Source organism: Candidatus Tisiphia endosymbiont of Temnostethus pusillus, from assembly GCF_964264675.1.
GTDB lineage: Bacteria > Pseudomonadota > Alphaproteobacteria > Rickettsiales > Rickettsiaceae > Tisiphia.
The window spans coordinates 1,035,391-1,050,476 of the sequence record NZ_OZ183472.1; the positions used below are offsets into that span (position 1 = coordinate 1,035,391).

Sequence of the window (15,086 nt, forward strand, 5' to 3'; positions counted from 1 at the left end):
AGAGCAGTGCTTTTTTACTGCATCTTTGCTGCGTTTTTAAATGCATTTTTGCTATCCCCTGAAAGCCTTATAGTATAAGGGTTTGCAGTATTTCCAAAAGAGCAGTGCTTCTTTACTGCACTTTTAATATCCCCTGAAAGCCTTGTAATATAAGGGTTTGCAGGTAGTCCAAAAGAGCAGTACTTTTTTGTTGTATCTTTAAATTTCTGCATCTTTGCTACACTTTTAAAATTCTATATAAGCCAGTCTTTTTAAGTTTTGCAGTATTTCCAAAAAAGCAGTACTTTTTTGCTGCGTCTTTTTAATTTCTGCATCTTTGCTGCACTTTTAAAATTCTCTACAAACCAGTCTTTGAAAAAGTTTTGTAGTATTTCCAAAAGAGCAGTACGTTTTTACTGCTTTTTTACTGTACTTTTAATATCCCCTGAAAGCCTTACAATATAAGGGTTACAGGTAGTTCAAAAAAGCAGTGCTTTTTTGCTACATCTTTAAATTTCTGCATCTTTGCTGCACTTTTAAAATTCTCTACAAACCAATCTTTGAAAAAGTTTTGCAGTATTTCCAAAAGAGCAGCACGTTTTTACTGCTTTTTTACTGCACTTTTAATATCCCTTGAAAGCCTTGCAATATAAGGCTTTACGAGCAGTCCAAAAAAGCAGCACTTTTTTGCTGCATCTTTAAATTTCTGCATCTTTGCTACACTTTTGTTTTTTCTAGCAATTGTTTGTTCCGTATTTTTTCTTCATTTAATCCTCATGCTTTCTTCTAAATCTATGTGCCAAATTTTAGGATTAAGTACATCATCTTTTTTACCATCACCGTCACGTTTATAATGTGTGGGCAGTATCGCTTTATAGTTTTTGGATATTTCACCAGTGTTGGCATCTATAGATTCACCTAAATACATTCTCATCCCTTCAGTACACATAAAACCAAAATTTGCTTTTCCTTCTTTGACAAGTTTTAAACCATAATCTTTTGGATTATCAAAAAACTTAATAAGTCCTTTAGTAGCAGCTGCAGAACAATCATCACAAATAGCTCTTTTATTTCCTAAATCATTAGTATTACGAAACTTTTCACCAAATTGCTTCATTAAATAAAACTTGCCTTTGATAGCTTCAGACTCAAGCAAATTGAGGATCACCATAACCCTTCTCTGTCGTTCTCTATCAAATAACAAACCACTTTTTTTAAATGCTATTCTTTTATTATTTGCAATAGATTCTTCCACCCATCGTCCATCTTTCTTACAAATGATTTTAGTTGGTATCTCCCTGCCATTACGCAGCTCAAAGATTAGGTGGCGGTCGTTACTTTCGAGATCGGGCTTATATAACAAAGTACCAGCAGTGTAGTAACCACGCAAACTACTAGCACCGCTAAAAGCTTGAAATGGATCTTCGTCAAACTGAGTTTTAGTGATTTTTTTAGTGTGATGCACTAGTATAATACCAGCATCTAGATTTACTTGGTCTCTTAGTAACTCAATCCTCTTTTGCAGAAAAAATAACATCGCATCATTATCATTCTCAGTAGCTCCATTTCTGCCGCCATCAAAAACATTACGAATGGGATCAATTGCGATAATGTCTAGTTTATCGGAAAATACCTGCTTAATATGTTCAGCCAATGCCTCTATCGTTTTTTCATCCAAACTCAACTTTGAATTTGGAGTAATGTATAAATTATCTTTAGCTAGATTAATTATCTCTTCTGATAATTGCATATTCTGCAATCGCTCCCGCAAGTAATGATAACCAATTTCTGCCTGAAAATAGAAAATCCTCAGTGGTCTTGGTGGCACAAAGCCAATAAATTCCCGACCAGCTGCCATATGCACAAGTAGTGACAACAAAAAGTCGCTTTTGCCAACTTTAGGTGAACCACCAAACACAAGCATGCCACCTAGTGTTAAAATACGTGGGGCAATTAGGTCTTCAGGTAGACTACTTTTGTCCCCTAAAAGAGACTCAAATGAAAAGCTTTTAATTATAGGCAATTTGCTATTTTCTTTACAGTTTACCTTTTTCGGTTCGCCATATTTTTGCAAATGCAACTTCCAAAGACCATTAACCGTCTGTTTGATTTTTTCGAGAGACCAAGAAGGAATTACATTAGATAGGTTATAGCTATGAATTTCCTCAATAGCCTCATCCTTGCTAATTAATCCATCATGACAACGTCGTAACCAATAGCCAATTACCCGACTTAAATGGTTAAACCTAGTATGCTCACCATTACCTCCTTCATGGACTTTATTGGTTAGTAAACTATTAAAAGGCAATGTATTATTATTTGATGGTTTTAAAGCGTTAACAGCAATATTATTATTCAATGTAGGAAGATAGCTAGCACGTGTTATTAGCTCTTCTATTTCATATTCTACTGGGTTATACGACCTAATCTTAACTAGATGATGCTTACCCCCTTTATGATAGATTGAACCAGCGACCCTAATTGGCTGATGAGCTGACTTAAAGTGAGTATCAGCACCGAAAACTAGGGCAATTTGGTATCTAAGTTTTAGAAGCTTTTGCAAATCATCACCTGTTACTGCCTTGGTTAACTGCCAGTAAATATGTAGCTTGGCATGACCTGAATCAGTAATACCTCCAGATTCAACAACCATAGTTGGCTCACCTAAAGCTGCAGTTAAATTAGTTAATTTGCTTTCAGTATCGCCTACATCAATATCGATAAGCAATGTTTGCATTTGGATGACATCAATACTACCAGCTACTCCAGCTTTAGAAACAGTGCCGGGGACAACATAAAAAGCAGAGCTTCGTTGATTAGCTAACTTTGCAAAATTAGCAGCATGCTCTACCACCTCATCATCAGCCTTTATCCACATGTTACTTGGTGGTCGGCTGTTGTTATTACCCTTTTCAGCAAAAGACCTCAATGGTATAAAACCTTCTGAATAGCCAAATACCACGTAAAAGTAAGTTTTTATATAATCACTTGATGGTTGTAACATAGTTCTCTTTATGAACCCCAACATTTATCTTGGTAATGGCACATTTTACATTCGAAATAATCCTTGCTGGAAAAAGTCCTTGGCAGTAATTCATCAGCTTCTATAGCCCTGATAATATTTACTGCCTTATCACTCATTTTTTGGGCAAGTTCCCCGTCAAATGGTATTAATTCATGGTAAATTTCTGCATTATCTTTGTTAACAGCTGTAAATAAGCATGGATTCTTTGAAATACTAGGAATAGTCTCTGTCATATAAGCTTGGTATAAAGCAATCTGAGCAGCATAAAGTGGTTTAGACAAGGTTAGCCCTTTTTTGGCAGTTTCCTTCCATGCTCTATTGTTCATTGATTTTGCTTCCCATAAGGCAGGGCATGTGATATTGATTCCGCTAGGAGCAGTCTTAATAATCCCATCGATATGTCCAGCTATTCGAGTATCAGCTACCATAAAACCAAATTGCTTACCGTTGCCATCAACAGTAATCAGCTCAAATCCAGCTAGGCGTAGCCATCTTGCCGCTAGTGCTTCAAATAAATGCCCGGCTTCAAAGATACGAAGCGTTTGACCGCTAAATCCTGAAGTTTCATGATGTACAGCACTAAGATATTCATACTGCAACGCTCTACTACAAGGATGACCAAGCCTAGAAGCACCTAAATACTTACGTTCTGCCAGCGTTTTTCTCTCTAATGTTAAAGCTTGGTCTAGCAATAGATTCAACTGTTCATTAATGGCACTACTGATAGATGTATTGATTGGACTATTAAAATCTAGCATAATCAGCCCCAACTTGGTATGGTACTAAGACCCATTACAGCAGCATAATCCTTATGCTCTAGACCAATGGCACATTTGATTACGTTTCTATTATTACCATCCTGATCCTGTTCAACATCTATTCTAACCACAAACTCCAGTCCATTAAGGTCAGCAAAACTGTCAATTCTTCTAGCAGTTTGTGCAGCTTCGCAATTATCCTTATCACTAAACCCTTTAGCTGAATTTAATATAGAGCGGATAAAACTGCGACCCATAGCACCCCAACGATTATTGTTTTTCTCACTGTAAAGACCAATTAGCTGCCATATTTTGTAACCTATATATTTTTCATCTAATTTTCCTTGTAAAATTGTAAATGCACAGTTAAGGTAAACAGCTCCGCTTACTAAATTCTTAGTAGCATAACCCAAAGTCCAACCTTGTTCTAGGTCATCATAACCTCCCATCTTAATTCGTAAGGCAACCTTAGCTATAGTCCCAGCTGGGATTAGTTCAAAATTCAATTGTTCAATATTATTAAAATCGTAAAAGCTCATAATTATTTTCCTTCTGTTGTTATTCTTGTTGCTGATTTAATTTTTTCCATTAATTTTCCAAGGTCAGCTGGTTCAATCATTGCTAATTTGCCTGATCGGTCTTTGGCGGGATAACCATATGGATTGTTGGTATGGTTAATAAAAGCTCGGTAAGTTGAGTTATCTTGTGCTTTAAGCTCTGCCATAGTAATGACCTGATCAACTATGCCCGGTAGCTCATTTGCCGTTTTGCTACCATCTATTTGCAGAGCAAAATTTTTGCGGTTTAAATCATCAAATTTTTCCTCTAAAATTCCAACAAGCCATACATTCTTACTTCTGCTATGTTGCAAAGTAGTAAGCCAGCTAATCATTTCTTGTCCATGCAGCCCATAGGCTGAACGCATATCTTCTTTGCCAGTTTTATCACTAATTACCTGTGGTTGCCCCTTACACCACTGCAAGCACAAGCGACCTGCAACAGTAATGGAATCAATAAAGATAGTCTGATATTTATCCAACATTGCAGCTTCCCCAAAACGTTTGCAAACATCTTGATAATGAGCATTACTGTAAACAAAACCATCACGAACTGCTGGATTAGCACCACCAATAAATACTGCAAGGTCTCGACATTCTTGCCAAGTGCGAGGTCTAATAGTATCTCCTTGCCAACCTTCTACTGCTAAATCACCTGCCTCTAGATCAAGGAATAAAGTGTTATCTTTTGGCAATGTCCAAAGTAAACTGGTTTTACCTACTCCATAACTACCAAAAATACACCCCTTAATACCTCTTGTTTCAGCTAAGCGTTCATCGGCACTGATAATAGGTAGCTTGCTCATAAGGCTACCTCCTGATCCAGTCTGTTTAGTTTATAGATCGGCTTACCCAGCTTTAAAGTTCGAGCAGGTTCAAAAATATTCTTAATTGTGCTAGACCAACTGTTATACTTAGCCTCTAGTACATTGTAGTAGGTCTCAACGAAATCATTTAAATTACCTCCATTAACTAAAATATCAGTAGCAATTTTAGCCAACTTTTGCTGATCCCATTCAACCTTCTTAACAACATCGCAACTAATCTTAAAGCCATTATCCTCGAGATGTATAATGCCGGTATCCTTCTCAAGGCGTAGCCTTTTAGCTCTAACATGTTCCCCATACTTTAAGCTAATGGCAGACAAAAGCCATTCTCTAGTTTTTTTTGCTTGCTCAAGTTGCTCTGATACTTGCTGTAATAACTGGTACAAATCTTGTATTTGGTATTTTGCCAACGAGCCAATTGGTACATGTAAAACATTATCTTTATTCATCATTAATCTCCTATTTGAATATCAGTGGTATCTATAAGGATTACTTGTAATTTTAAATGTGACAATAGCATTTAACTGAGGATTAAATTTTGAATAATCGTATCCCTATGAGTTCAAGGAAAAATAGAAGAGAGAAACTTACTGCTGGTAAGTTTTCTGCACAAGCTTAAAAATTTTTATTACAGTAACTTTATTTGTAAAGGGCAGTTAACTTTATTTGCAAAGTAGCAGAAATAAAAAAAGTAATAAATTACAATTTGCAGCCTGAAGTTAAACTAAAGGTATGTTTTTATGAGACTCGAAGTATGGATGAAATGGAATAATAAAAGCCCCAGTGAAGTAGCTAAATTATTTAATATTACCCAAGCACATATACACAAGTATCTATATGAGAAGAGTATTCCAAAGGATAAAATCATGTTGAGGATTTTTGAAGTGACCCAAGGTGCTGTTAGCCCTAATGATTTTTATGGCTGCGATTCTAGAATATTTGAACAACCACCAAACATCAGAAAGAAGGGAATAGATGAATAATAATATCAGTAAAACTATCCTAGCACTTGACCTTGGCACGACCCTAGGCTGGGCAATACGAGATCTAACAGGTCGTATTACCTTTGGTACAGTCACTTTCAAGCTAAAGCGATTTGAAGGAGGAGGCATGCCATATTTACGCTTTAAACAATGGCTTACTGAGCTTAAAAATAGCTGCATTATTATTGATGCTATCTACTTTGAAGAAGTAGTACAGCATAAAGGAGTTGATGCGGCACATAAATACGGTGGGTTCTTGGCACACTTAACTGCTTGGTGTGAACATCACCAAATACCTTATCAAGGTGTACCGGTAGGAACAATCAAGAAGTACATTACAGGTAAAGGCAATGCTTCCAAACAGGAAGTAATTAAAGCAGTTAAACGCAAAGGCTTTACTACAGAAGACCATAATGAAGCCGATAGCCTAGCATTGTTGGATTTAATTTTATCGAAATATAATTAGAGGAGTTATGATAAACAGATTACCAAACGCTGATTTAGGTGATAAAAAGCCTCATAAAAATACTAAAGCTAGAAGATCAAGAGAAGAAATTTTTAACTGTTTAGCTAACTGTATTCGTAATGCTCATGATGAAGATATAAGTGAGGAGGAGTCAAGAAAATTAGCAAGAAACTTTATAAATTTTTGCCAAAAATTTGTAGAGATTCAAGTTAGATTAGAAAAGGAGAAAGAACTAAAGAATTACTTAAATCAAAATTGACTTTCTAAATTTTTTTTTAAGATAATAAATTATTTGTAAATTAAAGATTGAAAACCTAATTATAAGTGCTAATATTAATGGACATAAATAAATATAAAAAATTCTGTGGAGGAGTCTATTAATGATTGATCGTTATAAAGCTACAAAAGCAATTATCTTATCACGTGTTTCATCAAAAGATCAACAAGAAGGTTATTCTCTTGAGGTACAAACTGATAGATTGGAAAAATATTGTGAGCGTAATGGGCTATTTATTTTAGATCGCTTTAAGCTTGTTGAATCATCGACCAAAGGTGATCGTAAACATTTTATGGAAATTATCAAATTTATAAGAAAGCAGCGTGAGCCTATTGCTTTTGTAGCTGATAAAGTTGATCGTATTCAAAGAAGTCAAAAAGAAACGCCTATTTTAGATGATCTAATAAGGCAAGGCAAGTTAGAACTACATTTTAACAGTGAGGGTTATGTAATCCATCAGCATTCCAGCGCACATGAATTAATGATGTGGGGTATGAGTGTTGTATTTGCCAAATCTCATACTGATCTGCTTAGCGAGAATGTTAGGAAAAGTTTTAAACAAAAAATAGAAGTACATGGGGAATGGTATGGCCCAGCTCCTATTGGTTATATAAATAAACGGGATGAAAGGGGGAGAGGGCTAATAGTGGTAGACCCAGTGAGTGGTCCAATAATAAAAAAAATCTTTGAAACTTATGCTACAGGAGTTTATACTTTATCTGAAATGGTAGCCAAGGCAAAAGAGTGGGGTTTAAGGAGTAAAAAGGGTTTTCATTTTACTAAATCACCTTTGCATCGACTTTTACAAAATCCATTTTATTACGGAGAAATGAGGATTAAAGAAGAATTATGGCCTCATAAGTATGAACCACTTACCACAAGAGAGATTTTTATGGCATGCGAAGCAGTAAGAAATGGTTGGAATAAAACACCTTTTCAGTATAGAGGTAAAGAATTTTTATTTAGGGGTATTCTCAAATGTGCTGTTACTGATAAACTAATTACTGCTGATACTAAAACCAAAAGATACAAGAATGGTAAAGTATCAGAATGGACTTATTTACGCACTTGGAATCCACAAAATCCTGAAAAGATGATTTGGATCAGAGAAGAACAAATAGTGCTGCAGCTTGAAGAAGTACTGAAAAGCTTAAAAATCAAAGATCCTGAAATATTAAAACAGACGATGGAATATCTTATGAATGTTAATCACGGAAAGGCACATGAATTTAACCGTGAAGTTGGTGCATTAAAGCAAGAACATACCCAAATTCAAAATAAACTTGACTCGATTGTAGACTTAGTCACAGAAGGGGTTTTAACTAGGGAAGAATTTTTGCGTAAGAAAACACAATTAAGAGATAGGCAATATGAATTAAGTGAACTGATTAAAAGTTATGACAAGGTAGATGACAAATTATCAAAAAAGCTTGTAGACCTAATAAGTATTACTACAAACGCCTATAAAACCTTTAGGGATTCGACGATAGCTGAAAAACGGGAATTACTAAATTTTATGTTTGCGAACCTAAATCTTAATGGTTCAAACCTAGAGTACACCTTGGCTTTCCCCTTCACAGAACTGGCAAAATTAACCAATTGTCCCATTTGGCGGGGCGTAGTGGACAATTTCAGAACCACAACAGACATAAAATTACTGGTTATTCAAGCCATTACACTCTATTATTAGGGTTCATTAACTTGGTATTGTAATTCCACATTCTTACCGCAAAAAGCTATAGAAAGTTTAATGATTTTTTTGACATGAGAATATTCTTTTATCTTAGTGTCATATTGCTTATCTATAATCTGTTTTAATCCCATTTGGGCTACCAAGGCTAAATCTTCTGTATTTTTGGCGATCTTGTACTCAATAATAATAGCCTTATCTTCTTTACCAACCTTGGGGATCATGATAATATCAGCTCGTCCACTGCCTGACTCTTGTTCACTGGTTATGATGTAGGCAGAAGATAACATGTTAACAAGTCCTAGCATAAAACCACTATAAAATAACTCAGCTTTTTTATTTCCTGTTTGGTGAAAACTAGTAGCGTTTAATAACAATTCCTGAAGCCGTTCTTTAAATTCTTCTAACCGACAAGCAGGTAATAGAGTAGCAAAAGGATAATATAGTGAACTATCAATCTGTAACTTATTACTAACCCATTGTAATAATCTCGCATTATAGATATGTTTTACCTCTCTATTAGGGGCGGATAGTTCATAAACATTCTCTTCTAACTCGATGCCCATTGGATTCAAGTAACCACTAAATAGTAATAGACTAAATAGTCCTGAGCGTGAATTAATATCATTGAAACTTATTTGTTTAGTAATCTGCGATATAATACTCTTACCACTAGCAAGTAGTTGTAAATCTTGTTGCATTTCATCTGACAATAATGCCTTATCAATTATTCCCGTACCCCCACTATCTAGCCAATAATGATCAAGCTTACCTTTGTGTGCTAAACATTGCATTAGTGACCACGGATTGTAAATTACCTCTCCACCAAATGTATAACCATTATACCAATCCTTAATTTGTTCAGTATTAGTGTTGAGCGGTACTTTTGTAAGCAAATCATCTACCTCTGCTTGAGTGAAACCATAGAACTTAGAAAAATCATCATCAAGTAATGTATATTCAGTAACATTATTCAAATCTGAAAACAAATTAGCCTTAGCTATCCGTAATATCCCAGTAATTACGCCTTTTTCCACATAAGGGTTACTCTTTAAACTACTACCAAATATCCCGCGAAATATCTTTAGTACATCCTCAAACTCTTTTGGTTTATCCCCAAATTCAATGTATGAACTATTAATAGGCGTATCATATTCGTCAATCAATATATAGGCTTTTTGATTAAAGTACTTAAACAGTAGTTTACTTAAGAAAGATAAACTAATTTTCAACTGTGCTAATTCTAGCTTATCTGTACCTGTTAAATAATATTGAAAATTCTTTTTTTCTTCTACACTAAGTTTATCACTACTTTCTAGATATTTATGATGGTCATAAGCATTTGTAATATTTATCCTTATCCCACTCTCAATTTCTTGGTAACTACTACCTTTAACATCCTTAAAATTTATGTATATTACTGGAAATTGGCCTTGGTAGTCAGAGATAATGTCTGAATACTGTGTTATCTGAAGTGGTTTAAGTAGTCTTTTTTTACCACTAGCTAGTCCTAAATCAATTTCACCACCGATAAATAATTTGTGATTTACTCTATCCTCTTCAGGTAAAGGCTTGCCTTTTTCATCTACTTCGATTTCTAAGAACCTCCTAATCATATCCATATTAAGGCTTTTACCCCAACGTCTTGGTCGAGTGATTAGGATAACCTTACCGCTATCTTCTAATAATTCTTTGATCATTAGACTTTTATCAACGAATATATCGCTATTAATTAGCAGATCATAGAAGTCATCACTACCTACTAACATCTTTGGTTGATAATTAATATTATTTTTACTCTTTTTTTCTGTCATTGTTTTTATGATTTTCTACTAACTATAATACCATTATACACCTGTTTTATTATCCACTAATAGATTATTAGTAAAATTTTTGCTAATAATACTATTTTTTATCAATTCGTACCAATAAATCAATGGCTCAAGAGGAATTGATAAAAATCCTCAACCCTAAACTAACTGGTTGGGCAAACTATCACAATGCAGTATCATCGGCAAGTACCTTCAAAAAGGTATCACATTACATTTGGCAAGCACTATGGCAATGGTGTAAAAGGAGACATCCAAAGAAAAACTTACGATGGATTAAAAGTAAATACTTTCATATCATCCAAGGACAAGATTGGACGTTTGCGTGTAAAACAGTTGATAAAGAAGGAAAAGTGAAAATGCTTAAACTATATATGCCAAGAGACATAAAAATCAAAAGGCATACAAAAATCCGGGCATCTTCTAATCTTTTTGACGCAAAGTGGGAGGAATATTTTAAATGCAGGACAAACTTAAAGTCCAGCAAACCAAAGATATACTCTAGCACACTTTCCCAACCACCATGTTTACTTGAAAAATCAGGTTCAGTCGGCTCTACATAAAGGGCTTACAAAGGCTTGAGCCGGTGCAGTGAAAGTTGCCAGTCCGGTTCTTAGAGGGGGGTGGTTCTCTGTAAAGAGAACCACCCCTCTAAGAACATCCATATGCGGGATATGATAAAATTATGGGAGCCGTTTTTAGAAAAGTTTAAGTTAGAGATATTAGTTGATAAAGAGAATGGTTATATTTACTTAAGATCGTTTTTATGGTATACTGATGCCAAGTTGCCTGAAGACAGGCAATCGGAATTAGAACAACTACTAACTAAGTATTTATCTGAAGAAGAAAAAGGTAGCATTATGAGAACTGTTGCACAAAAATATATAGAAGAGGGTACACAGTACGGGATTCAAATTGGTAAAGCTGAAGCGATGAAAGCGGTAGCAAAAACTATGCTAATTAAAAATAAACCGTTAGATGAAATTATTGAATTTACTGGCTTAACTAAAATACAAATTAATAAATTGAAATAGTATTAAGTAGTTATATTACAATTGACTAATTGAGCGTATAGGAAATAGCAAAAGACTACTCAGCAACTTGCAAAATTAATAGAGGTAACACATCAACAATTACAAAAATATGAGATTGGTTTCAATAGAATTCCGATAGGTAGATTAATTCTTACTGCTAAAGCATTAGAGAAAAATATTGAGCCTGTCCAAACTCAGCATCAACGTATGTGTATAGAAGTGTCGAGGAATTTTATGAAAATTCGTAACCCAGCACACCAACAAGCTATTAATGCATTGATACACTCAATGACTAAAGAGCAGTGAAGTAAAAGAAAATGTTATTGTCTCTATAACAAAAAGAATTGCTTAACCTGGATATTGTATGAATGTACCAAGATTTACCTATGAATCCTTGTAATATAATGGGTTTGGAAGAATTGCACAAAAATACAAATTTGCCATACTTTGCGGTACTGACGACCAAAAATGGACTATGCCTATTCCAAATTGGAATGCTGCTATGGCTCATTTTTTGATAAAATTTGAGGAGAGGATTTAAGTGCCTATTTTAGAATTTACACACTTAAAAAGGCAGAGCCGTTTTGGATGGTCTTGTTATTTATATGAAAAAAAAACATAAACACTCTCCAAAAAAATCTTCAACTAATAGCATACCAGTTAGCAGCTCAGTAAATAATACTAGCATTGAGCAAAAACACTCTGAGCAATTAGAAAGAGTTTTACTTACACATTTAGAGGATGATAATAAATCTACTATGGGAGATTTTATACTCAAACGTATTTTATCTTCCGTCAGTGCAACTGATATAACTAATGGACAAAAAATAAAATATATAAAACTTATAGAGAAATTCTTGTTAAATTTTGTTCAGAAAATAGATGATACTGTAATAGAAAGCTCACAATTTAGGACAATATTATTTAACCTTATATTCATTCGTGAGCATTTAAAGATAAAGAAAGATGAGGAAGATGTTCTCAAATATTTGTTGAATAGTGAAGTTTTGAGTAATTTATTTGATCCTAATATGTTAGACAAGGATAACTTAACATTATTAGATTTGGTAGAATCTTTACAGAATATATTAAGCATTCAATCAGACATACGGCAAAACAAAAAATTAATTCAATGGTTAAAAGAGAAAAAAGGGGCTAAAAACGCTTCAGAAATACTAAAACAAGATTTTAATAAAGAAGATTATGATCAAAATGTAGAGAAATTAAAGAAAGAATTAGAAGGATATTCGATTACATCCACTCAAAAATTAGGAGGATGTTTACTTGTATCCAAGAAAGAGCCGTGGTCAGCAGAAAGTTTAGGAACGTCAGCAGAGCTTTTACAATGTTTCGATGTTATATTAAATAACAAAACAGATGAGATTGCTCGACACATGAAGTTGTTTTTCCGGACACAGAATAATAATGAATCTTATTATATAGTTCAGGTTTGTGTTGTGGGTAAACTTTTAAGGGAATGTTATAAAAATATAGATATTGATAATTATATAAAAATAATAAGTTCTATTATAAAAGATGTGCCATTAAATTCATTAAAGATGGCTTACTATGAGGAGTTAATAGAGCGATATGTTACAAAAATAGGGTCATTAACAAAAATAGATGAAAAATTACTAGATGATTATACTCGCGAATTAGTTAAATTAACCGTTGATAATAATGGTGTAACCGATAGTAGTAAACACCATGCTTATAGACTACGTCTTTATTACTGCAAGCATAAGACAAATTTAAAAGAAATAATTGAAGTATCATTAGAATTGATGAAATATGCTAATGGTAGTGAGATAGAGCAAGATTTTTATGGTTTATTAATAGCTTTATATAATATAGAAAGTGGTTCATTTAAAAATGGTATTCTTGCTCATTTAGTTAGTAAATTTAATTTATCTGGTGAAGCTCAAAGAATATTCATAGATTTGTTTTCATATCATAATTTTGATCGAGCATTTGTTAAAAAGATACAGGAAGAGCTAGAAATAATTAAGCAAGCTTTTTCAACACAAAGCCAAGAAATCTATACAACTATTGTAAAATTTTCATATGCATTCATCATGCAAACAGGGGAGTGTAGTGTTAGCACTATAAAGGAGATAGTTGATGACCCGAGCTTTGAAAGTGACACAGCTGAAAGTACCTTGAGGATTCTAAGTTGTTTAAAATATTGGTCTAAAAATGAGATAGAACAAATAAATTATCAAAAAGTTTTAGATAAGCTCCTAAACAAGGATTGTTTAGGGAGAGATCTTATAACTGTTATAAAAGTAGCAGACTTATATTTAACTATTGAAGACTTAGTGCAAACTAAACATTATTTAGATTTGGCAGAAAATTTGTTAAAATTTCATAAATCATTTCAATATGAAATAGAACCTAAAATTTACCTTAATGAGGTTAAATTAGGCTTAGTGTTAAATGCATTTTCAGATAATAATAAAGAATTTCTAAAAGAAAATTTGAGTTATATTAAACAAATATACAATACGTGTAATGCCATAAAGGAAAAGTTTTTAAGTGCTTATCAAACCATAATTGATATATGTCACTATCATCTGTTATCAAAAGATCCTGCAACAACTTCAACCTCAAACTCAGAAGATGAAATTAAAAACGTTATTAATAAAATCGCTGAAGATGATGAAGTTACTTTTTCTTTAGAAATTATAAATCAAACTATTAGTGAAGAACAACAGATGTTGATTCCTGCGAACAGTCATATTGATAGCTCTAATCGTGATTTAGAAAAATATAGCTCTGAAGGTAAGTCTCAAGAAGATTCCTTATACAAAGAAAATTTTGTTACAAAATGTTTAAACCACTGGGCAATTATACATCAATATTATCAAAATCTTAAAAAAAGTACTCGATTTTCTCATGATAAGACTTCTGATCATCCTCAAGAAAATCATCAAGTTTGGCACATTTCTAATGATGTATCATATACAACAAAGAATGAAAATATTGTCAATATTGGTAAGGAACACCATAATATTTATGCTATTATTGCCCCTGATCTGTTCAATTCATTAGAGAAGTCTGAGCAAAAGGCGTTTAGCACTGCTTTAGAGAAAGGTATAGTAAAAAATTATAATGGGGTTAAAAGGGTAGGCAAATCTTTTGAACTTAAAATAGATGGAGATGCTAGGTTATGGCCAAGCACAATTTATAAAAACGATAATGGTGCTGTTTTAATAGACTTTAATCACAAAACTAATCATGCTGGTATAAGAAAGGCACTTAAGAATAAGATTAATGTTATAAAAGTTTTTGGTGCTACAGAACATCATCCACAGGAAGAAGATTATACTTTAAAGTACAATGTTGCTCAAGTATATGATCTTAACATATATCATGAAGTAGATTGCTTGGGGGAAGAAATCATAACTGTCGAAAGTTAGAAGAGGAAGAGGCTTTAAAGATAATCATGGCAGTTTAAAGGTTGTGGAAAAATAACCGACGTCATTGCGAGAAGGCGTGAAGCCCGAACGAAGCAATCCACTTATGGTTACTTTTATGGATTGCTTCGTCGACCTTCGGTCTTCCCAACTTCCGCAGTTTTTGATAAGGTCAAAGGTTGGAAGAGGCATGGATATAAGGGTTACAGATTTTTAGGCACAACATTGGTTAGATTTTTTTAGGA

The 15,086-nt window shown here is 33.7% G+C and carries 14 protein-coding genes and 1 pseudogene; 8 read left to right on the plus strand and 7 right to left on the minus strand.

Annotated elements, in window-relative coordinates:
* Positions 1–14: 14 nt before the first annotated feature.
* From ACFEL2_RS04990 to ACFEL2_RS05015, 6 genes are all read right to left on the minus strand, one after another.
* Positions 15–212, minus strand: coding sequence for a hypothetical protein (locus tag ACFEL2_RS04990; protein WP_375331656.1), 198 nt, complete (start codon positions 210–212; stop codon positions 15–17).
* 530 nt (positions 213–742) lie between these two features.
* Entirely contained in the window at positions 743–2,983 is a 2,241-nt protein-coding gene (locus ACFEL2_RS04995; protein WP_375331657.1) for an AAA family ATPase, read from the minus strand.
* An 8-nt stretch (positions 2,984–2,991) separates the two neighbouring features.
* Positions 2,992–3,762 (minus strand): hypothetical protein, encoded by a 771-nt coding sequence (locus ACFEL2_RS05000; protein ID WP_375331658.1) that lies wholly within the window; start codon positions 3,760–3,762, stop codon positions 2,992–2,994.
* Positions 3,763–3,764: 2 nt separating this feature from the next.
* Positions 3,765–4,301, minus strand: a complete 537-nt coding sequence (locus tag ACFEL2_RS05005) for a hypothetical protein (protein WP_375331659.1) — start codon at positions 4,299–4,301, stop codon at positions 3,765–3,767.
* Between the two features lie 2 nt (positions 4,302–4,303).
* Positions 4,304–5,125, minus strand: a complete 822-nt coding sequence (locus ACFEL2_RS05010) for an ATP-binding protein (protein ID WP_375331660.1) — start codon at positions 5,123–5,125, stop codon at positions 4,304–4,306.
* Entirely contained in the window at positions 5,122–5,595 is a 474-nt protein-coding gene (locus ACFEL2_RS05015; RefSeq protein ID WP_375331661.1) for a hypothetical protein, read from the minus strand. The genes ACFEL2_RS05010 and ACFEL2_RS05015 overlap by 4 nt, the downstream gene beginning before the upstream one ends.
* 291 nt (positions 5,596–5,886) lie before the next feature.
* Between ACFEL2_RS05015 and ACFEL2_RS05020 the strand changes: the two genes are divergently transcribed.
* From ACFEL2_RS05020 to ACFEL2_RS05035, 4 genes are all read left to right on the plus strand, one after another.
* Complete coding sequence (locus ACFEL2_RS05020; RefSeq protein ID WP_375331662.1) at positions 5,887–6,129, plus strand: hypothetical protein; 243 nt, start codon at positions 5,887–5,889, stop codon at positions 6,127–6,129.
* On the plus strand, positions 6,122–6,595 hold the full coding sequence (locus tag ACFEL2_RS05025) for a crossover junction endodeoxyribonuclease RuvC (RefSeq protein ID WP_375331663.1): 474 nt from the start codon (positions 6,122–6,124) through the stop codon (positions 6,593–6,595). The genes ACFEL2_RS05020 and ACFEL2_RS05025 overlap by 8 nt, the downstream gene beginning before the upstream one ends.
* 7 nt (positions 6,596–6,602) lie before the next feature.
* Positions 6,603–6,854 carry a hypothetical protein gene (locus ACFEL2_RS05030; protein WP_375331664.1) on the plus strand — a complete coding sequence of 84 codons (252 nt, stop codon included), beginning with the start codon at positions 6,603–6,605 and terminating at the stop codon, positions 6,852–6,854.
* A 121-nt stretch (positions 6,855–6,975) separates the two neighbouring features.
* Positions 6,976–8,562 carry a recombinase family protein gene (locus ACFEL2_RS05035; RefSeq protein ID WP_375331665.1) on the plus strand — a complete coding sequence of 529 codons (1,587 nt, stop codon included), beginning with the start codon at positions 6,976–6,978 and terminating at the stop codon, positions 8,560–8,562.
* Here ACFEL2_RS05035 and ACFEL2_RS05040 read toward each other — a convergent pair.
* Positions 8,559–10,376, minus strand: a complete 1,818-nt coding sequence (locus ACFEL2_RS05040) for an AAA family ATPase (RefSeq protein WP_375331666.1) — start codon at positions 10,374–10,376, stop codon at positions 8,559–8,561. The genes ACFEL2_RS05035 and ACFEL2_RS05040 overlap by 4 nt on opposite strands.
* Positions 10,377–10,480: 104 nt before the next feature.
* On the opposite strand from ACFEL2_RS05040, the gene ACFEL2_RS05045 reads away from it, so the two are divergent.
* The 4 genes and pseudogenes from ACFEL2_RS05045 (at position 10,481) to ACFEL2_RS05060 (ending at position 14,844) form a co-directional block, all read left to right on the plus strand.
* Positions 10,481–10,954 (plus strand): group II intron maturase-specific domain-containing protein, encoded by a 474-nt coding sequence (locus tag ACFEL2_RS05045; RefSeq protein ID WP_375332391.1) that lies wholly within the window; start codon positions 10,481–10,483, stop codon positions 10,952–10,954.
* 111 nt (positions 10,955–11,065) lie between these two features.
* Complete coding sequence (locus ACFEL2_RS05050) at positions 11,066–11,425, plus strand: transposase (protein WP_375331667.1); 360 nt, start codon at positions 11,066–11,068, stop codon at positions 11,423–11,425.
* A gap of 60 nt (positions 11,426–11,485) precedes the next feature.
* A pseudogene (locus ACFEL2_RS05055) lies at positions 11,486–11,731 on the plus strand (helix-turn-helix domain-containing protein); the annotation flags it as partial.
* Positions 11,732–12,030: 299 nt separating this feature from the next.
* A complete protein-coding gene (locus ACFEL2_RS05060; protein WP_375331668.1) occupies positions 12,031–14,844 on the plus strand; it encodes a hypothetical protein in 2,814 nt (937 codons plus the stop codon).
* Positions 14,845–15,086: the final 242 nt, after the last annotated feature.